This window comes from Rhizobium sp. BR 362 (assembly GCF_036528765.1).
In the GTDB taxonomy this organism is placed as follows: domain Bacteria; phylum Pseudomonadota; class Alphaproteobacteria; order Rhizobiales; family Rhizobiaceae; genus Rhizobium.
The window spans coordinates 62,419-83,317 of sequence record NZ_JARWGH010000004.1 but is presented as its reverse complement, the minus strand read 5'-3'; the positions used below and the strand labels follow the sequence as shown (position 1 = coordinate 83,317).

The following is a 20,899-nucleotide window of genomic DNA, read 5'->3' as shown; positions in this document are numbered from 1 at the left end:
CACAGCGGAAATTAAATGATCGTAAGCTTTCGAGATGAATGGTTGCGTGAGTTCTTTGTCGAAGATGTATATTCGAAGAAAATACCAGCCGGTCTGGATAGCCGACTGTTTCGCAAGCTTCAAATGATCGATGATGCAACGACGGATCAGGACTTGCGGGTCCCGCCGAGCAATCATTTCGAGAAGTTGCGCGGCAACCTCGAAGGCTTTTGTTCTATTCGCGTCAACAAGCAATGGCGGCTTATCTTTCGATGGAGCGGCAACCATGGCGAAGCAACGGACATCTATTTGGATGACCATAGCTACCGGTGAGATGAATCATGTTGATGACAAAACGCAAGCCGGCAAGCGTCGGTGAAATATTGGTCGAGGAATTCATGGCACCGATGGAGCTGACGCAAAGTGCGTTGGCCGAGGCCATGGGCGTGCAACGAAAGCATGTTAATGAACTGTGCAATAATCGTCGTAGCGTGACAGCGGCGACGGCTCTCATTCTTGCGCGCGTATTTGGTAACAGCCCTGAGTTTTGGCTTAATGTGCAGCGGCGCAATGACTTATGGGACGTGATGCACTCTCCGCAAGAACGCGAACGGATCGAACGCGCGCGCCCGCTGTCGGCGGCATGAGCTTGGGGATGATGTAGGGCCATCAGTCCTATTTTCTTGCACCAGAGACAATTTCCGTGGAAGAAACATCTGACATCGCGGAATTACTGGAAGGCTGAAACCATGGACGGCGTCACTGTCATCGATCACCCGCTCGTGCAGCATAAATTGACCATCATGCGCAAGAAGGAGACGTCGACGGGAAGCTTTCGCCGGCTTCTGCGGGAGATTTCGACGCTCCTCTGCTACGAAGTGACGCGCGACCTCGAACTGACGATCGAGACCATCGAGACGCCGCTGCAGCCGATGGATGCCCCGATCCTGGAAGGCAAGAAGCTGGTCTTCGCCTCGATCCTGCGCGCCGGCAACGGTCTGCTGGAAGGCATGCTCGACCTTGTGCCCTCGGCCCGCGTTTCGCATATCGGCGTCTACCGCGATCATGAGACGTTGCAGCCGGTCGAATATTATTTCAAGGCGCCGGAAGATGTTTCCGAGCGACTGATCATCGTCGTCGACCCCATGCTGGCAACCGGCAATTCCTCGATCGCGGCAATCGACAAGCTTAAGGAACGCGGCGCCCATAATATCCGCTTCCTCTGCCTGCTCGCCGCCCCGGAAGGCATTGCCAATTTCCGCAAGGCGCATCCGGACGTGCCTGTCTTCACGGCAGCGATCGACAGCCATTTGAATGAAAAGGGCTATATCGTCCCCGGCCTCGGCGACGCCGGCGACCGGATGTACGGCACGAAGTAAGTCCTGCCATCATATCTGCTTTTTTTGCCTGGCAGCCCCCAACTGCCGGGCTTTTTATTGATCTGTTTAGCGCCCTGTCAGCGAAGCTGCTTTAAACAGTAGAGATCAATCAATGGGCTCGACATGCGAAGCTCATAGGAGGGATCTCGCCAATGCTCGTTCGCGTGGTTGTCATTGCCGGCATTATCGCCGCCGCGGCTACACAAGTCCCCGCGTTGCTCGGCACGCAAACGGCAATCAGCGAAAGCGCGACGCCCGTTGTCAAGGTTGCCGTGCCGCAGCAGTCGGTTGCGACGCCGGCGGCGGCATATGGAAGCGTAACGTTGCCTGCGGGCGCGGGCGGTCACTACGAGGGCGACTTCAAGATCAATGGCCGGCCGGTGCACGGCATGATCGACACGGGCGCGACCTATGTGGCGATCAATGAGAGCACGGCACGCCGCCTCGGCATCAGCGGCAATGATCTCGATTATCGCTACACCATACAGACAGCCAACGGCCCATCTAAGGTGGCTCTCGTCAAACTCGACCGTCTCGAAATCGGCACGATCAAGGTTCGCGATGTCGAGGCCGTGGTTGCGAAAGACGGCGCATTGAGCACGACACTGATCGGCATGAGCTTCCTGAAAAAGCTCAATTCCTACAGCGCCGAAAACGGCTCATTGCGTCTGACGCAATAATCGTCCGTCAAATCCGCGCAACGATCACCGGCGGCAAAACGGGTGCGGCGTCGCCGATGCGGTAGTTTGCGCCGAGATCGGCTGCGGCTCTTTCGGCGCTCGTCTCGTCCGCGGCATGGACGGTTGCGATGCGGTCGCCTTTGCTGACCTTTGTTCCGAGCGGCAGGATATCGCTAAAGCCGACGCGATGATCGATCTTATCCTGCGGATGACGGCGACCGCCGCCGAGATCGATGACGCTCATGCCGATGGCGCGGGCATCGCAGGCCGCAAGCCAACCATCCGAAGACGCAGGAACAGCCTTCTGCACCGGAGCGGCGGTCAGATATTTGTCCGGGCGATCCAGCAGATCGGCAGGGCCGCCGAGCGATTGGACCATGCGGGCGAAAAGCTCGGCCGCCTTGCCGGAGGAGAGCGCTGCGTGCGCTTTTGCCTCGGCATCGAGCAATGTCTTTGCGATCCCGGCCTGCGTCAGCATCTCGGCGGCGAAGGCCAGAACGACCGTTTCCAGACGCGTGTTCGCCTTGCCACCCTTCAGGAAATCCAGGCAATTGCGGAGTTCGACGACATTGCCGGCGGCATCGGCCAGCGGCTGGTTCATGTCGGTGATCAAAGCCGAAGTCTTGACCCCAGCGCCATTCGCCACCTCGACCAGCGAGCGGGCCAGCGTCTCAGCCTCCTCCAGCGAGGTCATGAAGGCGCCATTGCCGATTTTGACATCAAGGACCAGGGTCTGAAGACCGGCCGCCAGCTTCTTCGACAGGATCGAAGCGGTGATCAGCGGCACGGAATCGACGGTGGAGGTGACATCGCGCACGGCATAAAGCTTGCCGTCGGCGGGCGCTAAGGTCCCGGTCTGGCCGATAATGGCGCAGCCCACCTCGTCTACCACCTTGCGGAAGTGGCTCGCATGCGGCGTGATGCCGTAGCCTGGGATCGATTCCAGCTTGTCCAGCGTGCCGCCGGTATGCCCCAGGCCGCGGCCGGAAATCATCGGCACGGCAAGCCCGCAGGCAGCGGCGATCGGCGCCAGCATCAATGACACATTGTCGCCAATGCCCCCCGTCGAGTGCTTGTCGGCGATCGGCCTGTCTATGCCGGCCCAGGAAAGCATATCGCCGGAGCGGGCCATGGCGAGTGTCAACGCCACGGTTTCCTCGCGCGTCATGCCGCGGTACCAGACGGCCATGGCGAAGGCGCCGATCTGGCTTTCGGCCAGCTCATCGCGGGCAAGGGCCGCGATGAAGGCGTCGATATCGGTAACGTGAAGCGTGCCGCCATCCCGCTTCCGACGGATGATCTCCTGCGGGATCATCGCTCAGTAGCCGGAGGCCGCCGCGGTGGACTGCCCGCCGCCAAGCACGTTGAGGATATCGTCGAGCAAACTCGACGCGCCGAAACGGAACGTCGAAGGCATGGCCCAATCCGGCGCCATGATGGTCTCGGCAAGGCTGAGATAGAGGGCCGCATCGGCGACGGAGCTGATGCCGCCGGCCGGCTTGAAACCAACCTTACGGCCGCTCTGGCGGATCGCCCGCAGCATGATATCGGCCGCTTCCAGCGTTGCGTTGACGGCGACCTTGCCGGTGGAGGTCTTGATGAAATCGGAGCCGGCCTCAATCGCCAGTTCGGAGGCACGCCGGATCAGCGCCACGTCCTTGAGTTCGCCGGTTTCGAGAATGGTCTTCAGCAGCACCGGCCCGGTGCATTCGGCTTTGACCGCGGCGACCATGTCGGTGACGGCCTGCTCATTGCCGGCCAACAATGCACGATAGGGAATGACGAGATCGATCTCGTCGGCGCCATCGGAGATCGCCTCGCGTGCTTCTGCGGCGACATCGGCGACTTCCATATCGCCGGCCGGGAAATTCACCACGGTCGCGATCCTTACCGCATGGTCGGTCCCGAGAATACCGCGCGCCTGGGCGACGAAACGCGGCCAGATGCAGATGGCGGCGGTGTTGCCATAGGGCGATTGGGCGCGCGCGCAGAGCGTCTCGATCTGGGCCGGCGTGCAGTCGTCCTTAAGATTGGTAAGATCGAGAAGGGAAAGCGCAACGGCCGCCGTTTCTCTGAGGGAATGGCTCGTCATTGTTCGTCTCCTCCGTCCGCAATCATTTCCTTCAAGATGGCGGCAAGGCGAGTGCCGCCAACCGGTGCCATGTCCTTCGTCTCTTCATGCGAGAGCTCAGCGCCGGTCATGCCAGCCCCATAATTAGTAATGACGGAGGCCGCTGCAACCCTCAGGTCGAAAAGACGCGCAAGAATAACTTCCGGCACCGTCGACATGCCGACGGCATCGGCGCCCAAAATGCGCGCCATGCGGATTTCCGCCGGAGTTTCGAAGCTCGGGCCGGAGAACCACATATAGACGCCGTGCGACAGCTTGACTTCGGCCTTTTCCGCCGCCTTGCGCATGCGCATGATCAGGTCCGTATCATAGGCACTGGTCATGCCGACGAAACGCGCGTCGCTTTCTTCGCCGATCAGCGGGTTCATGCCGGAGTAATTGATGTGATCGGTGATCTGCATCACCGATCCCGGCGGCATTTCCTCGCGCAGCGATCCGGCCGAATTGGTGAGGATCAGCGTTTCGACGCCAAGCGCCTTCAGCGTCTCGATCGGCACACGCATGGCGTTGGCGTCGCCTTTTTCATAATAATGCACCCGGCCGGACAGCATGATGACCGGCACGTCGCCGAGATGACCGGCGACCAGCGTGCCGGCGTGACCGGAGACGGCACTCACGGGGAAACCGGGAAGATCGGCATAGGGAATGCGCACGGCATCCTTCACCTGATCGACCAGCGAACCAAGGCCGGAGCCGAGGATGATGCCGTAGCGCGGCTGAAGATCACCGAGCTTTTCGGCCAAGAGGTCGGCGGCGGCGGTCATCCGAGTATCTCGGTTTCGAAGCTGAAGGGCAGCATCTCGTCCATGGTCATGGTCTTCTTCACGCCGGTTTCGTCGCAGAGATAGATGCGCGTTTCCTTACTGGCGAACTCGGCGATCTTCTGCCGGCACCCGCCGCAGGGCGGGCAGAGCGGCAGCTTTTCAGCGATGACGGCCATTTCGACGATCTTCTTGGCGCCGGCCATGATCATATGGCTGATTGCGGTCGGCTCGGCGCACCAGCCCTGCGGGAAGGACAGATTCTCGATATTGGCGCCGGTATAGACCTTGCCGTCCTCGGCGCGGATCGCCGCGCCGACGGGGAATTTCGAATAGGGTGCATGGGCAAAGACCATCGCTCCGCGGGCAGCCTCGAACAGATCATGCGACATGGATCAGCGCTCCTTGGTGTAGGGCACGCCGCCCGCCTTTGGCGGTTTGGCGACGCCGATGAAGCCTGCGAGCAAGATGCAGGTCAGGATATAGGGCAGCGCCTGGAAAATCTGCACCGGCACTTCGCCGATGCCAGGCACCGCCTTGCCCTGCATGAAATTGGCAAAAGCATCGAGGAAGCCGAAGAGCAGGCAGGTGAACATGACCGGCACCGGCTTCCATTTGGCGAAGATCAGCGCCGCTAGCGCGATATAGCCCTTGCCCGCGGACATATTATTGATGAAGGCAGCCGATTGGGCGATGGCAAGATAGGTGCCGGAGAAGCCGCAGAGAATGCCAGCGACGATCAGTGACCGATAGCGCAGCCACTCGACGGAGATGCCGGCCGTATCGACGGCGCCCGGATTTTCGCCGACGGCGCGCAGGCGCAGGCCAAAGCGGGTCCGATAAAGGATCCACCACGAAATCGGCACGGCGAGGAAGGCGAGATAGGTGAGGATGTTGTTGCCGGAAATAACGTTGGCATAGAGCGGCCCGATAAAGGGCACGTCATGAATGGCGTTGGCGCCAGGCAAGGTGATCGAAGCAAAACGCGCCTCGGCCGGTAGCGTCGGCGTGCGACCGCCCTGGCCGAACCAGGCCTGGCCGAGCACGATGGTCAACCCGGCGGTCAAAAAGTTGATGGCAACGCCGGAGACGATCTGGTTGCCGCGATTGGTGATCGATGCGAAGCCGTGCAGCAGGCCGAACGCGACCGATATGACGATGCCGGCACCGAGACCGGCCCAGGCCGAACCGGAGACGGAGGCGACACAGGCGGCGGCGAAGGCGGAGGCCAGCATCTTGCCTTCGAGGCCGATGTCGAAAATCCCGGCGCGCTCGGAAAAGAGGCCGGCAAGGGCCGTGAAGATCAGCGGAATCGACAGGCGGATGGTCGAGCCAAGTATGCTGATGAGGAGGTCATAATATTCCATCGGCCGATCCTCACGTCGTCGCGAATTTTTGATAGGTGCGCACCAGCGCGGGCCGGAACATATATTCGAGGGCGCCGGCAAAAAGGATGACCAGACCCTGGATGACCACAATCATGTCGCGCGTGATGTTGGGCATGTCGAAGGAAAGCGCATCGCCACCCTGGTAGAGAATGCCGAACAGGATCGCCGCAAGGATGATGCCGATCGGATGGTTACGGCCCATCAGCGATACGGCGATGCCGACGAAACCGGCGCCGAGCACGAACTCGACCTGCAGGCGGGCCGAAGCGCCCATCACCGGATTGAGCGCCATCATGCCGGCCAGACCGCCCGAGAGCAGCATGGCGATGATGACCGTGCGGGCGTAGGGAATGCCGGCATAGACGGCGGCCGTCGGGCTTAAGCCCAGCGTGCGCATTTCATAACCGAGCTTGGTGCGCCAGACGAGCACCCAGACGAGGAAGCACATGACCAGCGCGATCAGGAAGGAAACGTTGAGGGGTGCCGCACCGATGGTCGAGCCGAAGATGCCCATCAGCCAGTCCAGCTTCGGAAGCTGGCCGCCCGCAAGGAAAGTGCGGGTTTCCGGCGCCATCTTGCCGGGCACGATCAGCACATGCACCAGGATGAAATTCATCATCGCGGAGGCGATGAAGTTGAACATGATGGTGGTGATGACCACATGGCTGCCGCGCTTGGCCTGCAGCCAGGCGGGAATAAGGGCCCAGAGCGCACCGAAAACGGCCGAACCGATGACGGCGAAAGGCATCGTCACATACCAGGGCACATATTTGTCGAGCGTCAGCGCCACAAGCGCGCAGCCGAGCCCGCCGACATAGGCCTGGCCTTCCGAGCCGATATTGAACAGGCCGGCATGGATGGCGACGGCCACCGACAGGCCGGTGAAAATGAAACTCGTGGCATAGAACAGCGTGAAGCCGATACCCTCGCCGCTGCCGAGCGCGCCCTGCAGGAGCAGGTTCAGCGCATCCAGCGGGCTTTCGCCGATGAACCAGACGACGAGGCCGGAAATCAGGAAGGCGATAATGAGATTGATGACCGGGATCAGGCCGTAGTTGATCCAATTGGGAAGCGGAACGGAAACAGTGCTCATCAAGGCCTCATGCGGCAATGCCGGCCATCATCAGGCCGAGTGTCTGTTCACCGGCGTCAGCCGTTTTCTCGCCGACGATATGGCCGGCGAACATGACGAGGATGCGGTCGGAAAGCGCGCGGATTTCATCAAGCTCCACCGACACCAGCAGGATCGCCTTGCCGGCATCGCGCATCTCGATGATACGGCGGTGGATGAATTCGATGGCGCCGATATCCACACCGCGTGTCGGCTGGCCGATCAGCAGCGCCCTCGGATCGCGCTCGATCTCGCGGGCGACGACGATCTTCTGCTGGTTGCCGCCGGAGAAGTTGGCTGTTTTCAGCCGGGCATTTGGCGGGCGGATATCGTATTTCTCGATCTTCTCCAGCGCATCCCTGCGCATGGCGTCGAGATCAAGCATGCCGGCCCGACCGTATTTCGGGTCGCGGTGATAGCCGAGCATGGAATTTTCATATTCCTCAAACTTGAGGACGAGACCCATGTGATGGCGGTCTTCCGGGATATGGGCAAGACCGAGTTCACGCAAGGCGGCCGGATCGGCCGTGCCGCTCGGCTCGCCATGCAGGTAGATTTCGCCCGAGGCCGGCTTGCGGATACCGGCGATCGCCTCCAGCAGTTCCGACTGGCCGTTGCCAGCGACACCGGCAATGCCGACGATCTCGCCGGCGCGGACGTCGAAGGAAACATTGTCGACCATGGTCACGCCACGGCCGTCCTTGACGGTCAGATTACGGACGGAAAGCACCACCTCGCCGGGATGGGCAGAGCCTTTTTCGACCCGCAGCAACACGCGACGGCCGACCATCAGCTCTGCGAGCTCTTCGACGGTCGTTTCGGACGTCTTGCGCGTGGCGACCATTTCGCCGCGGCGCATGACCGACACCGTATCGGTAATGGCCATGATTTCGCGCAGCTTATGGGTGATGAGAATGATGGTCTTGCCCTGGTCGCGCAATACGCGGAGAATCCGGAAGAGATTGTCGGCCTCGGCGGGCGTCAAAACGCCGGTCGGCTCGTCCAGAATGAGGATCTCGGCGCCGCGATACATGGCCTTCAGGATCTCGACGCGCTGCTGCTGACCGACGGGAAGCTCCTCGATCAAGGCGTCCGGATCGACGTCGAGGCCATAATCCCGCTCCAGGCGCCTCAGTTCGGCTCGGGCGGCCGTGACGCCCTTCGCCAACAAAGCGCCGCCCTCGGCACCCAACATGACGTTTTCCAGCACGGAGAAATTGTCGACCAGCATGAAATGCTGGTGCACCATGCCGATGCCGGCGGCAATCGCCGTCTGGCTGTCGCGGATGGCGATAGGATTGCCGTTGATGCGGATCTCACCACTATCGGCATGATAGAAGCCGTAGATGATCGACATCAGAGTCGACTTCCCGGCACCGTTCTCACCGATGATCCCGTGGATCGAGCCCTTGGCGACGGTCAGGTTGATGTCTTTGTTGGCATGGACGGCACCGAACTTCTTGTCGATGCCCACGAGTTCGATGGCAGGCGTTTGGCTCACTACGCAGCTCCAGAAATCAGACTTCCGGATAAGAAAAGGGCGTATGACGTTTGAATATCGTCATACGCCCTTATTTCATATCAGCTCTTCGGGCAGGCGTTGTCGGTCGTGTAGTCGTGCACCTTGACCGAGCCGGAAATGATGTCGGTAGTCGCCTTGTCGACGGCGGCCTTCATTTCGGGCGTGACGAGCGGCTTGTTGTTGTCGTCCATGGCAGCGCCAACGCCCTCTTCCTTGAGGCCGAGTTCCTGCGTGCCGGCTGTGAACTTGCCGTTCTTCGCATCGGTGAAGGCGTTGTAAACGGCGAGGTCGACGCGCTTGACGACGGAGGTCAGGACCGAACCCGGATGCAGATAGTTCTGGTTGCTATCGACGCCGACAGAGAGCTTCTTGTTGTCGGCAGCCGTCTGCAGCACGCCGAGGCCGGTGGCGCCGGCAGCCGCGTAAACAACGTCGGCACCCTGGTCGATCTGGTTCTTGGTGAGCTCGCCGCCGCGAACCGGGTCGTTCCAGGCCGCACCCGTCGTGCCGGTCATGTTCTGGAGGACTTCGATCTTCGGATTGGTGGCGCGGGCGCCCTGCTCATAGCCACATTCGAACTTGCGGATCAGCGGAATGTCCATGCCGCCGACGAAGCCGATCTTGCCGGACTTCGAAGCCATGGCCGCCATGACGCCGGCAAGGTAGGAGCCTTCGTTTTCCTTGAACTTGACGGAGCGAACGTTCGGCAGGTCGAGGCTGTCGTCGATCAGAACGAATTGGGTCTTCGGATATTCGGCGGCAACCTTCTGAAGAGCGGATGTCCAGGCAAAGGAGACGGCGATGACCGGATTGAAGCCCTTGCTGGCGAAGTTGCGCAGCGCCTGTTCGCCCTGAGTGTCGCCCGTCGGCTCGAAGTCGCGATAGGCGATGCCGCTTTCCTTCTTGAACCTTTCGGCACCGTTATAGGCCGCTTCGTTGAAGGACTTGTCGAACTTGCCGCCGGTGCCATAAACGATCGCCGGCTTAATGTCGGCCGCAAGCGCCGTTGCCGACATGGCAGCCAAGGCGAAAAGGGTCAAAAGGGATTTTTTCATGAGTTGCAGCCCTATTGTTGCTATCTTGTTGGGTCCTCCCGCAAGCCCGTTGGCCGGACATGTCTGCGGAACCGCCGACCTCCCCCGAGGTCAAGCTGGCGCGCATCCTTGCATGGCTGCAGGAAAAATTCACGAGAAATTTTTCAGTTGGTAAAGATTTGTGGGAATTGCCAAAAACGCGCTCAAAGGAGCTGATTTTCGAACATTTTTGCTCTCAAACTGCAATTTTATTAGCCAAGCAACGGCCGACGATCGATGTCGCAGGACCGGCTTCGAAGCCATGCCACGCTTGCGATCCGTTGTCTTGATACCCTCGTGATCTATATGAGGGCGATTGGCCGAAAGGCAGCCCGAAGTTCCCCCATCAGATATTTGCCGTCATCGACGCCAGAACCTCGCGCAGACTGGTTCGGCCTCGCCTGACCTCTCCAACCCCTGGCTCGACATCGATCCGCCCGGCATTGTGGGCGTCATACATCTCGGCAACCAGTTCGGCATAGCTTGCGCTCAGCCCTCCGCGAACGAGTGCCGGGATCCAGTCCGGGCGCGGCATCTCGCTTGCGACAATTTTTCGGCCGGCGAGTTCTCCAGCAATCCGCGCGACGTCCTCCGCGCTATAACGCTCTGGCCCTTCCGCATGGACGATGTTGAGAAATGCGTGGGCGTTGGACAAGAGCAACTCGCCCGCAATCAGGCCGACATCGGGAGCCGATATGGTGGGGAACAGTTTGGTTGTCGGATGATGCAGGGTAGGAAGCACGCCGGTCTCAACCGCGCGTCCGATCTGGCGGCTCCAATTCTCCATATGCTCGGCGGAGCGCAGGAAGGTCAAAGCGGCGGGTAGCTTTTTCAGTTCCGACTCGAGATGATGGAAAATCAGCGTGATGCCGGTGTCGGACGCCAGGTGCGCGCCATAATCCGAGATGGCCAGAACCGAACTCGGCCTGTTCCGGTCGAGTGCATCGACGATCGATCTTATGCTGTCTTTCATCTCTGCGGCTGCATCGTCGGCTCGAACGCTCGTCGGGCAGATGATCTGTACGGCGGTCGCGCCGCTCATGCTTTCATAGAGAGCCGCACCGTCCCGAATGTCCGCGACCGCAACCTCGCAGCCCATAGCCTTGAGATCATCGGCGCTATTTTGACGCCGAACGACGGCTTTTACCGGTGCGCCATGGCGGCGAAGCTCGGCAATGGTCGCACGCCCTATCTTTCCGGTCGCACCCAGAATTACGAACATCTCTTTATCCTCCAAGATTTCGTTGCGGATGCAGAGCATGCTGTTTTTAGACGTCCTGTCGCACAGGATCGGACGATGAAGAGCAGAAACGGACAGCAAAATCATCGCTTCCATGGCGACCAAGGAGCGGTCGGCCTTTCTCGGGCTATTGCCTCATCCGCTGGATGCCAGCAGGGGTCAGGCCGAGAATGCGCTTCATCGCCTGCGCCATATGGCTCTGATGGGCGAAACCGGCGGCCAGGGCGACCTGGCTGATCGGCAGCTCTCCCATGGCAAGCAGGTTTCTCGCGTGCTCCACCCTGCGGCGGATCACATATTGATGAACCGGCACGCCGAACGAGCGGCGAAACAGCACCTTCAGATGCGAGACGCTGATCGAAGCGACGTCAGCCAATTGCGCCAGCGATAGGTCCCGATCGAGATTGGATTCGATGAACTCGACCAGCCTGCGTCTCTGGCTTGACGAAAGCTTTTGCCGGGCGGCTATGGTCGTCGGGCGGAATGGGCCGCCGATGAGCCGGACCGCCAGGGCCTTTCCAAGGCTTTCGACGAACAGGCGATCGGCCGGTTCCTCCGTCCTCATTTGTGTCTCCAGCGCCAAGGCGATGTGCTCGATACCGGGATCCCGATGCTGAAACCTCGGACTGACGGCAATGCTGTCGGGATCGATCTCCATATCCTCCGCCGCGCTGCGCATAATGGCGGGACTTATCCAAAGGCGGAGGATCGTGCAGTCGGCATCGTCTTCCCATTCGCCGTCCAACCCCGCCGGAACAATATCGATATCGCCATGAGACTGAAGGCGACGATGTTGCCGGCCGTCGCATCGGCAGGAGGCATTGACCGGCGCTCCGATATGAATACCAAGACGGTGAAATGGTGTTGCAGGTATGTAGGTCAGGCCGGCGGCGATATTCCAGCGCTCTGCCTTTATGCCGAAGGGGCCGAGGTCGTGATCAAGCAAGTTCCTTCTCCCGCCTCCGGCGCCTGGGTGACTGGTTTTTATTGTATCCCGACGGCCTCACACGCTGAAGCGGCCTGCGACTGGCGGTTTCTTATAGGCGATCATCCATAAAAGCAGCGAGATCACCAGGAACACCGCAAAGGCCGGCTGGAACAACAGCCACTGTACGACCAGATCATAAAGACGCGGATGAATATAATAGGAAACCAGTGATTGGACGGTCGCAAGCGATGATGGGCTGACATCGTTCCAGGCATCGCCCATCGGCGTCAGCACGACGGCAGAGGCGGCAACCGATTGGATGGAATCGATGGTGCCTGCGATCACCGCAATGACCAGCGCAACAAGGCTGGCAAAACGCAACAAGAAACGCATCGCACCCTCCGCATACGCATTACCCATCGGCCATGGACGAGCTCTGCGCCATCCTTCTACTTAGATAAGTTGAGAGCCTGACAAGCGCAATGGAGCGGAGGCGGAGAGTTTTCTGTCGGGAAGTCAAAAATCTGTTAGATTCGGGTTGATCCTCAGAAATTCATCGGTATATATCGCGGCCGTTCCGACGATTTGCCTCCTGACCGGTTGCGAAACGCCAAAGGACAGGTGGCCGAGTGGTTTAAGGCGCACGCCTGGAACGCGTGTGTACGTGAAAGCGTACCGAGGGTTCGAATCCCTCCCTGTCCGCCATCGTATTCAGTTAAACTATTGAAATATCTCAAAACTTATAGATAATTTGCGAGCCGTTTGCACTGCTGCTTGCACCTTTGCGGCGCTTACACTAAGCAGGATTGTTGCGGAGATACCACTCGTGCCGCACCAGGCACCATCGCCAATCGGGCATAGTTAGGTGCCGCGTGTGGTGAGTTTCTCATTTTGATGAGTTGGAGAGGAAGTCCCAGTCGATAGCCACGCTGTCGATATAGTCTTGCGCACTCAAGTCCGCCAAGGTTTGCATAATGAAAAGCGGATTTGCTCTGGTGTATTTGGCAGGCCACTGCACGCCATTAAAAAGCGTTTTCAAGACTTCATCTATTTTGTCGTTCGAGATCAGCCTGCGATTCGCCGGGTACAACACCACTCTAAAGCCGACCTCAACAAGCTTCGCATCCCAATCCGGCGCAGCAGTCGCGCGAATGCTCGCGATGGAGCGTAACGCCTTTCCGTTATCAGAATCCTTATCGTGCCACTTCTGCATTTTGCTTCTGATGGCCGCCAGCACGTCATCGTTGAAATCATCCGGGAACGCAAAGCGGCCATGCTTCCTAGCCAGAGCTTCGCCAAAACGGTTCCGTTCGGCATCGTCACTAAATCCGACTTCTCGTTTTAGCTTACTCAATACGCTCTTCGGCACCGTCATCATCCGATTCAGGTCGACAACGAGATTTTCTTTCGGAGGGTGCTGAAGCTTCGCAGCGACCGGAGTTCGACCTCGATGTATTTCCCTCAGAAGGCCTTCGGTCGCTTCGCGGAGCGGGCAGACCACAACGTTCTCTTTGCCGGGGCCATAGTTAACGATATCGCAGGTTTGACTAACAACAACAAAACCGGGCACATCCAATCCGAATGGCATCAACTCGCCATTTTCGACGCTGTCGACCACCAAGAACTGCTTGATTTCTACCGTAAAGTCGCCTTGGCGCCACTTTTCCAAGGAGGCCTTGTCTATTTCCGAAGACGCATCTACCGTCGAAGTCATCCAGCTCTCTACAATTTCTTGAGCCGAAGCCTCTTTCCGCTTTCTCGGCCAGCAAACCCCTCTGCCGAATCACTAATGTCGTCAGAAGCGATAAGTCTATCGTACCACTCATCTGCAAATTTTGATTGAGCTTGATCTTTTTTCTTCCACAGCGCGTCCGGTCGACCGCCCCCTTTGGGTACAGCGGCGCGAACGCGGTCGTATTCGCCGCTTTCCAGAAGCTCAAAAATCGAAGCTCCGTTATTGGCAGCGAAAAGCAAGTTCTGATTTTCTTCGGCAGTACCTCGGTCGAGGTACTGCAATGCAGCAAGCAGCTTTGAAATTCTCTCGCGGTTTGCCAGCGATACCTTTAGGCCATTTTGCCAGTCATAGAAAGCTTGTCGTGAGCAACCGAGTAACCGACCTAGCTGATCGACGCTGACTGCAAGCAGACGCCTAATTTCAGCTATTTGGACAGCCGCATCTTGGGGTTCGAACTCCCTGCTTGGGCTTTCGATCGATCTTACCTTTTCGAACGTCGAGGTTGTATTTCTGCCAATTCGCAAGGCGATGTCATCGGCAGTCCAACCGGAGACGGTCGAAGACACAAAGTTACCACCAATTTTGAGTGTTTTCGAACCAACATCGAGAACCGCGATCGGCGGATTATGGCCGTCTGCGCACGGAGACGTTCCTAAACGCCTCTCGATTACCGTTTCCGGATGGCCATAAGGGACTTCAACGATCATCAGACATTCCCTCCGAAGGTGCGTAGAAATTTGTCCGTAACGACCCATCTAAAGAAGCTATAGCATCGCGTTGCCTTTGCCTCGGCGTCAGCAACCAACTCCTCGACTAGAAACTGTCGGGGGCCGTCGCGATACTCATGAGCAACATCAATGTCCAAAAACCACGACTCATCGTTGATCGGTGGCATCACCTCCGGCTCGTGGCTGCCGTTGGCTGGGAGAATCCCCCATTTAACGAGAAGGTTCCCCTCATCCACCTTACAGGAAACTTCCGATAAGGAGTGATTGAACGAGTTACGAAGATGCGTCGCGCTGAGGCCAGCCATCTCCTGCCGAAGCATGTCCCCAAAATTACCCATTGAAGACGTTTTCACGCGGTCCACATATCGAACGCCGACCCGCCAGACGTGGGTTGGTCGAATTGTGTCCTCTAAGGAGGACAAAACGAAGCTCAGTTTTTTGAGAAAGTCGGCCCTAGAAGAATACTTCTTAGTCTCAAGAGTCACGAAGTTGGCGCCCAGTGAAATCCGCCAATTAGCGTCCGCGTCCGAGAGGCGCCATAATTGATCCTGACTGGATTGAAGCCCGTTAGGGAGCATGTTGAAAGTCTGGATGAGATCGCCAGAAAACAGCGGATAGTGGCCACGAACCTTCTCCTGAAATCCGCCAATGAAATTGATATCCCTAACTTGTACGATGTCAGGAAATCTCACTTGGCAAAGCGCAGATGCGAGCGGCGCGTTGGATAAGGGAATCTCTTTTGGCGCCGCGCCATGCAGCGGGTCAAAGTCTTCAGAATCCATGTGGCTGCCATCCTAGCGGTGTGATTTGCATATTTTATCTATTGTCAAGTAGAGTGTAAAGTCTGGATTGACAACCAGAGTTCGCCAGCAATTTTTGCTATTGCCGTTAACGGTTTGTTGCGTCTTGCGACTGACCTCAAAAAGTTGAGGTAACAAAATACCATTGCGAAAACAAAAAACCGCACCGCTCGGCATCCATTTCGCAACAGGGAGTCGACCGCTCATTCGAAAGGAGGCCTTGGGACGTGATTGACTAAAAATCCCTCACCTTCGGGTATGCGGGTTCGCTCCCGTCGACCGCACCATGTTGAAATCATTATGACATTTATACTTAGTGGCTCCCTATCATGTCGAAAGGGTGAAGCATAATGGGCCTGCGTACGGGCCTACGAAACGGCGGGCGGTGGGCGAATGCGAAGCATTTCGCCGGGAACGAGGATGCATCTTGTCTCAGAAGCCGCCTCGACAGGTCACAGAACTCGATTTTTAAATCTTCATGGGTCAGTAGCCGACAGCAACGAACACTCCATCGATGATGATATGCACCTTCGGCTCGCCATTGTTGTCAGTTTCATCTTCGACCATGATCGTGATGTCATGATGAGGATAAGCGAGGCGCTCTAGCGCCATCTGCTCATCATGGACGCGTCTTTTCTCAGCTTCGGCCAGCAGTCGCTTCTTGCTCATGGAACCCTCCATTGTTCCCACGAAGGATAGCAGATCGGCATAAATGTAATTGTGGCACGCCACGGATGAGGTTCGCGGGCTTCTAGAATTGATCGGTGACGTGTGACCGGGTTGGGCCGAAGGTGGCCATGCGAAGATATTTCGCCGAAAGGCGTCCTTTGGCGTCACGGGCTGGCGATGCAAGTGCTTCATAGAGCGTCATTCAACCGCTCGCTGCGACGGAAAACCTCGACAGGTGTGAGTTCCCCGTTCTTTTTGCCAAATTCAAAGCAAGTTGTATGCGAAAGGAAAATTTAGAAATAGGGGTTATTACCCGCCACCTACAGAATACTTGCTGGCGGCGCGCTCTTCCCCTCAAGGTCACTAAGCTTATCGCCAGTCATCATGCCAGCTCTCCAGCAAAACAGCCCAATCGCGGAGGAAATTACCGCCAGCAGCAACGGCGCCAGCAATTGCCACCGTCTCATCTCTTCATCAATTCCGTCAACAAAAAGCGAGATTGGCAGCAAAGCCGCACATACCGCAAGCCAGCCACATGCTGTCCAATAGAACGCTGCTGTCACCTTCCGCCAGTATTGAACTCGGCCCTTTAGGCGCTCCCTTTCATCGGCAAACGCCCCCAGTTCATTCGCCTCATCGAGCCGTCCAGCCCCTATTCCAAACAGGACCGCACAGACGATAAACCCCGCGAGAAAGTCAGCAGCTATCCACATCATCCGTCCCCGCTTCGCGCAACCGCATTGCGTCAATTGATATCGCAAAGCGTGTCTCGTGGGCAAGGCACGGGCAAGCTGGCGGCAAAACGGAAAACCCGTCTGCGGAAGGGTACCCTTTTTTGATACCCACCCCCGCCCCCCGAAGCCCCCAAGAGCGGTAGCAATCCCTCCCGACGTGACCTCTGGTTTCCGTTCGAGCATGCGAGAGATGGCAAGCTCGTCGCAGAACTTGCGATTTGCGCCGATACTATGCCGGTTGTTCATCCATCATCCGGAGTTATGTCATGAAGGAAGTTGCGACCATTGGATTAGATATCGCGAAGAATGTCTTTCAGGTCCACGCGGCCGACGCCGCGGGGGCGACAGTATTAAATCGAAAGCTACAACGGTCAGACGTTCTAGGCTTTTTCCGTGAATTGCCACCGTGTCTTGTTGCGCTTGAAGCATGCGCGTCGGCGCACCACTGGGCGCGGAGCATTCAGGGTCTCGGCCATGAAGTTCGCCTCATTCATCCGCCGTACGTGAAGCCGTTTGTAAAACGGGGTAAAACCGACGCCGCTGATGCAGAAGCTATCAACGAAGCGCTGACGCGGAAGACGATGCGCTTTGTGCCAATCAAATCGATCTCTCAGCAGGCACTCGCGATGTTGTTTCGCACTCGTAGCTTGCTGGTGCGTCAAAAAGCTCAATCGGTCAACGCGCTACGCTCCCATCTGGCCGAGTTGGGCATAGTCGCAGCGAGAGGGAAAGCAAACGTCCCGTACCTATTGAAGTTTGTTCGCGAGCATGGCCCGACGCTGCTTCCTCCACCGGTGTTTTTTGGCCTTGCGATCGTTGTGGCGCAGATCGAACGGCTGCAGGAGGCGGTCGAGCAGATCGAGCGAGAAATCAAAGTTCAGGCAAAGCGCGACCAAGACATTGACCGATTGACGACAATCCCCGGCGTCGGACCAACAACTGCGGTCGCCATCAAAGCACTTGCTCCCGATCCGTCTGGCTTCAAATCCGCACGTCATTTTGCGGCTTGGATAGGCCTAACACCGAAATCCCATTCAAGCGGAGAGAGCCGTGTGCTGGGCCCCGTTTCGAGAATGGGGAACAGGCAGCTCCGCTCGTTGCTCGTTATCGGCGCGATGGCGGTTCTTAGACACGTCAAAGAAGCTGACGGCAACGCAACGTGGATTAGTCGACTCAAGAAGCGTCGCCCATTTATGGTCGCGGCCGTAGCTGTAGCCAGCAAAACAGCCAGAATAATTTGGGCACTACTTAAGAAAGGTGGCGTGTTTGTTCGGTCGCCGGGCATCTCGCTTCTCGAAAGCTAAATATAGCCGACAAAAGGTTGCCGCGTAGCGGCCAACAATGGGACACCAAATCAAGACTGCAACAAACCGATACTCAAGCAAACAGCACCGAAAATTTCATAGAGTGATCAAATCACGACGATTTGTAAGGTCTTTGCTTCGCGAAGTTTATATTGGCCGCGTCTCCAGTACGCAAGCCCGCGCCGATGTTAGCAACGGTCTGTGCATTGCATCTTCGATAAGTGTCCCGGACTGGCCGATCCACAAGTCGGGTCGGTCGGTCGCTTCACTGATGCCCATTCCGTGAGCGGAAGGGGACCCATTTTACGACCCCCCACCCCGCCACCGGGAAGGGCCCGGAGGAGGCAACCACTCCCCCTACTTAGCCTGCGGCTTCCGCTCCAGCATCCGCGAGACAGCCATGCGGGCGTAGCGCGTCTTCGCCCGCCGATTGGAACCAGCAACGGCCTCTGAGGAATTGCAGACCAACATGCCGGGTCGTTCCGCTTCTCGCGAGCCGTTAACGCTTTCAGTGATAAGGGACTCATGTTTCATTGCCGCAAGTTGAGGACCTACAGCATGCCGGTTCGATCATATTTTGATGCTGATATTTCTACATTTGCCGAGGCGTCGGATGAGCAGGTACTCGGCGTGTTAGCACTCCGGCACGCCCACGCTCTTGATCTAGACCAAAAATCGGCTTGGCTCGCCCAACTTGCAATCCTACGCCACCAACTGTCGCGGCTATCGACAGGCCACCTTTTTCTCGAGTTCACCATCCCGCGAATGGGGAAGCGAGCCGACGCAGTTCTGATTAAGGATGGGATCATATTTGTGCTGGAGTTTAAGGTCGGCGCAGATAGGTTTGATGCTTATGCTATTGAGCAGGTGGAAGACTATGCACTCGACCTGCGCAGCTTTCACGAGGGCAGCTACCACTTTCCAATTGTGCCAATTGTGGTCGCCACGAAGGCGCGCGAAGTGATAAGCCAGCCCGTTGAATGGGTTGATAACGTTGCCCGCCCGCTCCGCGCCACGGCGAGCGATCTGGGGCAACTTATTTTGGCGACTGTCGCGGAGAAGCGTGCGGCTAGTTTCAGTATTGCCGAGTGGATCGCAGCTGGATATCGACCTACACCTACCATTATCGAGGCAGCTCGGGTTCTGTACGAAACACACGGTGTAGATGATATCTCAAGATCCGACGCAGGTGCTCGAAATCTCAAGGACACGGCCGACTGCATCGGTCGGATCATCGAGCATTCAAAACGCAACCGGCGAAAATCAATTTGCTTCGTCACTGGCGTCCCGGGTGCCGGTAAGACGCTTGCCGGACTTAACATCGCTACCCAGCGCGCTGAGGGCCACGTAGATGAGCACGCAGTGTTTCTCTCAGGGAACGGGCCGCTCGTGGCGGTTCTCAGAGAGGCTCTGTCGAGAGATCAAGCCGCGCGACAGGGTATTTCAAAGTCCGCCGCCGAACGGAAAGTTCGTAGCTTCGTCCAGAACATCCATCACTTTCGTGATCACTATGTTGGCGAAGCCGAGGTTCCCGTCGAAAAAGTTACCGTGTTCGATGAGGCGCAGAGAGCATGGACCCGTGAGCAAGCTTCCAAATTCATGCAACAGAAACGCGGCCATCATGGCTTCGATATGTCCGAGCCCGAGTTTCTAATCAGCGTCATGAATCGCCACAACGATTGGTGCACGGTCGTATGCCTTATCGGGGGCGGTCAGGAAATCAATACTGGCGAGGCAGGCTTGCCAGAATGGCTCGAGGCGCTGGGTAGATCTTACGCGAACTGGGATGTTTACATTTCTCAGCGCGTTACAGATCCGGATTTTAGCGGCGCGGCGAACGCCGAGCGTTTCCTCGCGCTTCCACATGTGTCGCAACAGAACGCTCTACACCTCGATGTTTCTATGCGTTCGTTTCGCGCCGAGGACGTCTCGGCCTTCGTCAGTAGAACTCTAGACAACCATCCCGAACAAGCACGGATCTACGCAGAAAAAATACTGTCGCGTTATCCAATCTATGTCACGCGCGATCTGGAACCGGCAAAAAAATGGCTCAGAAATACCGCGCGCGGCTCCGAGCGCTTCGGCTTGGTTGCTTCCTCTGGCGCGTATCGCCTGCGACCCGAAGGAATCCAAATGAAGTCAGCGATTGATCCGCCAGTCTGGTTTCTCAACGACCGAGCCGACGTGCGCTCATCGTACTATCTTGAGGAAGTCGCCAGTGAATTCGACGTGCAAGGGCTCGAACTCGACTGGACGGTAGTTTGTTGGGATGCGGATTATCGGTATCAAGGCAGAGAATGGAAGCATTTTGCCTTCAAGGGCACCAAATGGCAGGCAGTCAACGATGCTGCACGTCGCCGCTATCAGCGCAACGCATATCGCGTCATTCTCACTAGGGCCCGGCAGGGTATGGTGATTTTCGTCCCGCGCGGAGACGATAATGACCCGACGCGCCCTCCGTCTTTTTACGACGAAACATTTGAGTACCTTCAGAAATGCGGTATTCCGCTCCTTCAGCACAGATCTTGATGTTCTTGGATTGGCTCGCAGTCTCAAAAGGTCAAAGGCAGTTTTCTGGCGCCATCTGCTTCATTGTAGGCTACGGCAAGTTGCCGCACCTAAGCTGAACTTCCCAATGGGGTTTCGAGGTCGGCGTTCTCGCTTGAACTTATGGTTTAAATTCAATAGGTTGGCTAGGGAAACTAGTCAAACCGGCAAACCTCGAGCGTTGAATGTG

23 protein-coding genes and 1 tRNA gene are annotated in these 20,899 nt (G+C 57.6%); 8 read left to right on the top strand and 16 right to left on the bottom strand.

What is annotated here, in order from left to right; genetic code table 11:
- The first annotated feature begins 15 nt into the window (after positions 1-15).
- The 4 genes from QDY28_RS06935 to QDY28_RS06920 all read left to right on the top strand — a co-directional run bounded on the left by QDY28_RS06935 (position 16) and on the right by QDY28_RS06920 (position 2,038).
- A complete protein-coding gene (locus QDY28_RS06935) occupies positions 16-312 on the top strand; it encodes a type II toxin-antitoxin system RelE/ParE family toxin (protein WP_331380962.1) in 297 nt (98 codons plus the stop codon).
- An 8-nt stretch (positions 313-320) separates the two neighbouring features.
- Complete coding sequence (locus tag QDY28_RS06930) at positions 321-626, top strand: HigA family addiction module antitoxin (protein WP_331380961.1); 306 nt, start codon at positions 321-323, stop codon at positions 624-626.
- A gap of 102 nt (positions 627-728) precedes the next feature.
- Positions 729-1,358 carry a uracil phosphoribosyltransferase gene (upp, locus tag QDY28_RS06925; protein ID WP_331380960.1) on the top strand — a complete coding sequence of 210 codons (630 nt, stop codon included), beginning with the start codon at positions 729-731 and terminating at the stop codon, positions 1,356-1,358.
- A 152-nt stretch (positions 1,359-1,510) separates the two neighbouring features.
- Positions 1,511-2,038, top strand: a complete 528-nt coding sequence (locus tag QDY28_RS06920) for a TIGR02281 family clan AA aspartic protease (protein ID WP_331380959.1) — start codon at positions 1,511-1,513, stop codon at positions 2,036-2,038.
- A 7-nt stretch (positions 2,039-2,045) separates the two neighbouring features.
- Here the strand turns inward: QDY28_RS06920 and deoA are convergent, their stop codons facing one another.
- The 8 genes from deoA to QDY28_RS06880 form a co-directional block, all read right to left on the bottom strand.
- A complete protein-coding gene (gene deoA / locus QDY28_RS06915) occupies positions 2,046-3,353 on the bottom strand; it encodes a thymidine phosphorylase (protein ID WP_331380958.1) in 1,308 nt (435 codons plus the stop codon).
- A gap of 3 nt (positions 3,354-3,356) precedes the next feature.
- A complete protein-coding gene (deoC, locus tag QDY28_RS06910) occupies positions 3,357-4,130 on the bottom strand; it encodes a deoxyribose-phosphate aldolase (RefSeq protein WP_331380957.1) in 774 nt (257 codons plus the stop codon).
- A complete protein-coding gene (locus tag QDY28_RS06905; RefSeq protein ID WP_331380956.1) occupies positions 4,127-4,933 on the bottom strand; it encodes a purine-nucleoside phosphorylase in 807 nt (268 codons plus the stop codon). Before QDY28_RS06905 ends, deoC begins: the two co-directional genes overlap by 4 nt.
- Complete coding sequence (locus QDY28_RS06900; protein WP_331380955.1) at positions 4,930-5,322, bottom strand: cytidine deaminase; 393 nt, start codon at positions 5,320-5,322, stop codon at positions 4,930-4,932. The genes QDY28_RS06905 and QDY28_RS06900 overlap by 4 nt, the downstream gene beginning before the upstream one ends.
- A gap of 3 nt (positions 5,323-5,325) precedes the next feature.
- Positions 5,326-6,297: an ABC transporter permease gene (locus tag QDY28_RS06895; protein WP_331380954.1), complete on the bottom strand. Its 972-nt coding sequence runs from the start codon at positions 6,295-6,297 to the stop codon at positions 5,326-5,328.
- Between the two features lie 10 nt (positions 6,298-6,307).
- Positions 6,308-7,411 (bottom strand): ABC transporter permease, encoded by a 1,104-nt coding sequence (locus tag QDY28_RS06890; RefSeq protein ID WP_331380953.1) that lies wholly within the window; start codon positions 7,409-7,411, stop codon positions 6,308-6,310.
- Between the two features lie 7 nt (positions 7,412-7,418).
- Complete coding sequence (locus tag QDY28_RS06885) at positions 7,419-8,930, bottom strand: ABC transporter ATP-binding protein (protein ID WP_331380952.1); 1,512 nt, start codon at positions 8,928-8,930, stop codon at positions 7,419-7,421.
- A gap of 80 nt (positions 8,931-9,010) precedes the next feature.
- On the bottom strand, positions 9,011-10,006 hold the full coding sequence (locus QDY28_RS06880) for a BMP family lipoprotein (protein ID WP_331380951.1): 996 nt from the start codon (positions 10,004-10,006) through the stop codon (positions 9,011-9,013).
- A 59-nt stretch (positions 10,007-10,065) separates the two neighbouring features.
- On the opposite strand from QDY28_RS06880, the gene QDY28_RS06875 reads away from it, so the two are divergent.
- Positions 10,066-10,314: a hypothetical protein gene (locus QDY28_RS06875; protein ID WP_331380950.1), complete on the top strand. Its 249-nt coding sequence runs from the start codon at positions 10,066-10,068 to the stop codon at positions 10,312-10,314.
- Between the two features lie 56 nt (positions 10,315-10,370).
- On the opposite strand, the gene QDY28_RS06870 is transcribed toward QDY28_RS06875, so the two are convergent.
- From QDY28_RS06870 to QDY28_RS06860, 3 genes are all read right to left on the bottom strand, one after another.
- Positions 10,371-11,246 (bottom strand): NAD(P)H-binding protein, encoded by an 876-nt coding sequence (locus QDY28_RS06870; protein ID WP_331380949.1) that lies wholly within the window; start codon positions 11,244-11,246, stop codon positions 10,371-10,373.
- Between the two features lie 145 nt (positions 11,247-11,391).
- Complete coding sequence (locus tag QDY28_RS06865; RefSeq protein ID WP_331380948.1) at positions 11,392-12,210, bottom strand: helix-turn-helix transcriptional regulator; 819 nt, start codon at positions 12,208-12,210, stop codon at positions 11,392-11,394.
- 57 nt (positions 12,211-12,267) lie between these two features.
- Positions 12,268-12,585, bottom strand: coding sequence for a hypothetical protein (locus QDY28_RS06860; protein ID WP_331380947.1), 318 nt, complete (start codon positions 12,583-12,585; stop codon positions 12,268-12,270).
- 222 nt (positions 12,586-12,807) lie between these two features.
- Between QDY28_RS06860 and QDY28_RS06855 the strand changes: the two genes are divergently transcribed.
- A tRNA-Ser gene (locus QDY28_RS06855) sits at positions 12,808-12,897 on the top strand.
- A gap of 181 nt (positions 12,898-13,078) precedes the next feature.
- Here QDY28_RS06855 and QDY28_RS06850 read toward each other — a convergent pair.
- The 5 genes from QDY28_RS06850 to QDY28_RS06830 form a co-directional block, all read right to left on the bottom strand.
- The gene (locus QDY28_RS06850) at positions 13,079-13,906 is read right to left on the bottom strand and encodes a hypothetical protein (protein WP_331380946.1); all 828 of its coding nucleotides are present in this window, start codon (positions 13,904-13,906) and stop codon (positions 13,079-13,081) included.
- A gap of 8 nt (positions 13,907-13,914) precedes the next feature.
- Entirely contained in the window at positions 13,915-14,634 is a 720-nt protein-coding gene (locus tag QDY28_RS06845; RefSeq protein ID WP_331380945.1) for a hypothetical protein, read from the bottom strand.
- The gene (locus QDY28_RS06840) at positions 14,634-15,437 is read right to left on the bottom strand and encodes a TIGR04255 family protein (RefSeq protein WP_331380944.1); all 804 of its coding nucleotides are present in this window, start codon (positions 15,435-15,437) and stop codon (positions 14,634-14,636) included. The genes QDY28_RS06845 and QDY28_RS06840 overlap by 1 nt, the downstream gene beginning before the upstream one ends.
- A 501-nt stretch (positions 15,438-15,938) precedes the next feature.
- Entirely contained in the window at positions 15,939-16,124 is a 186-nt protein-coding gene (locus QDY28_RS06835) for a hypothetical protein (RefSeq protein WP_331380943.1), read from the bottom strand.
- A 320-nt stretch (positions 16,125-16,444) separates the two neighbouring features.
- Positions 16,445-16,840, bottom strand: a complete 396-nt coding sequence (locus tag QDY28_RS06830; RefSeq protein WP_331380942.1) for a hypothetical protein — start codon at positions 16,838-16,840, stop codon at positions 16,445-16,447.
- 284 nt (positions 16,841-17,124) lie between these two features.
- Here QDY28_RS06830 and QDY28_RS06825 point away from each other — a divergent pair, with 284 nt between their 5' ends.
- Complete coding sequence (locus tag QDY28_RS06825; RefSeq protein WP_331380941.1) at positions 17,125-18,162, top strand: IS110 family transposase; 1,038 nt, start codon at positions 17,125-17,127, stop codon at positions 18,160-18,162.
- Positions 18,163-18,720: 558 nt separating this feature from the next.
- On the top strand, positions 18,721-20,691 hold the full coding sequence (locus QDY28_RS06820; RefSeq protein WP_331380940.1) for a DUF2075 domain-containing protein: 1,971 nt from the start codon (positions 18,721-18,723) through the stop codon (positions 20,689-20,691).
- Positions 20,692-20,899: the final 208 nt, after the last annotated feature.

Bases quoted from the DNA above. Each gene is read 5' to 3' on its own strand.
- QDY28_RS06820 (WP_331380940.1), top strand. From the start codon at position 18,721: ATGCCGGTTCGATCATATTTTGATGCTGATATTTCTACATTTGCCGAG.
- QDY28_RS06870 (WP_331380949.1), bottom strand. From the start codon at position 11,246: ATGTTCGTAATTCTGGGTGCGACCGGAAAGATAGGGCGTGCGACCATT.
- QDY28_RS06905 (WP_331380956.1), bottom strand. From the start codon at position 4,933: ATGACCGCCGCCGCCGACCTCTTGGCCGAAAAGCTCGGTGATCTTCAG.
- deoC (WP_331380957.1), bottom strand. From the start codon at position 4,130: ATGACGAGCCATTCCCTCAGAGAAACGGCGGCCGTTGCGCTTTCCCTT.
- QDY28_RS06875 (WP_331380950.1), top strand. From the start codon at position 10,066: ATGTCTGCGGAACCGCCGACCTCCCCCGAGGTCAAGCTGGCGCGCATC.
- QDY28_RS06845 (WP_331380945.1), bottom strand. From the start codon at position 14,634: ATGATCGTTGAAGTCCCTTATGGCCATCCGGAAACGGTAATCGAGAGG.
- QDY28_RS06830 (WP_331380942.1), bottom strand. From the start codon at position 16,840: ATGATGTGGATAGCTGCTGACTTTCTCGCGGGGTTTATCGTCTGTGCG.
- QDY28_RS06920 (WP_331380959.1), top strand. From the start codon at position 1,511: ATGCTCGTTCGCGTGGTTGTCATTGCCGGCATTATCGCCGCCGCGGCT.
- QDY28_RS06890 (WP_331380953.1), bottom strand. From the start codon at position 7,411: ATGAGCACTGTTTCCGTTCCGCTTCCCAATTGGATCAACTACGGCCTG.
- deoA (WP_331380958.1), bottom strand. From the start codon at position 3,353: ATGATCCCGCAGGAGATCATCCGTCGGAAGCGGGATGGCGGCACGCTT.
- QDY28_RS06840 (WP_331380944.1), bottom strand. From the start codon at position 15,437: ATGGATTCTGAAGACTTTGACCCGCTGCATGGCGCGGCGCCAAAAGAG.
- QDY28_RS06935 (WP_331380962.1), top strand. From the start codon at position 16: ATGATCGTAAGCTTTCGAGATGAATGGTTGCGTGAGTTCTTTGTCGAA.
- QDY28_RS06850 (WP_331380946.1), bottom strand. From the start codon at position 13,906: ATGACTTCGACGGTAGATGCGTCTTCGGAAATAGACAAGGCCTCCTTG.
- QDY28_RS06860 (WP_331380947.1), bottom strand. From the start codon at position 12,585: ATGCGTTTCTTGTTGCGTTTTGCCAGCCTTGTTGCGCTGGTCATTGCG.
- QDY28_RS06895 (WP_331380954.1), bottom strand. From the start codon at position 6,297: ATGGAATATTATGACCTCCTCATCAGCATACTTGGCTCGACCATCCGC.
- QDY28_RS06835 (WP_331380943.1), bottom strand. From the start codon at position 16,124: ATGAGCAAGAAGCGACTGCTGGCCGAAGCTGAGAAAAGACGCGTCCAT.
- QDY28_RS06825 (WP_331380941.1), top strand. From the start codon at position 17,125: ATGAAGGAAGTTGCGACCATTGGATTAGATATCGCGAAGAATGTCTTT.
- QDY28_RS06930 (WP_331380961.1), top strand. From the start codon at position 321: ATGTTGATGACAAAACGCAAGCCGGCAAGCGTCGGTGAAATATTGGTC.
- QDY28_RS06880 (WP_331380951.1), bottom strand. From the start codon at position 10,006: ATGAAAAAATCCCTTTTGACCCTTTTCGCCTTGGCTGCCATGTCGGCA.
- upp (WP_331380960.1), top strand. From the start codon at position 729: ATGGACGGCGTCACTGTCATCGATCACCCGCTCGTGCAGCATAAATTG.
- QDY28_RS06900 (WP_331380955.1), bottom strand. From the start codon at position 5,322: ATGTCGCATGATCTGTTCGAGGCTGCCCGCGGAGCGATGGTCTTTGCC.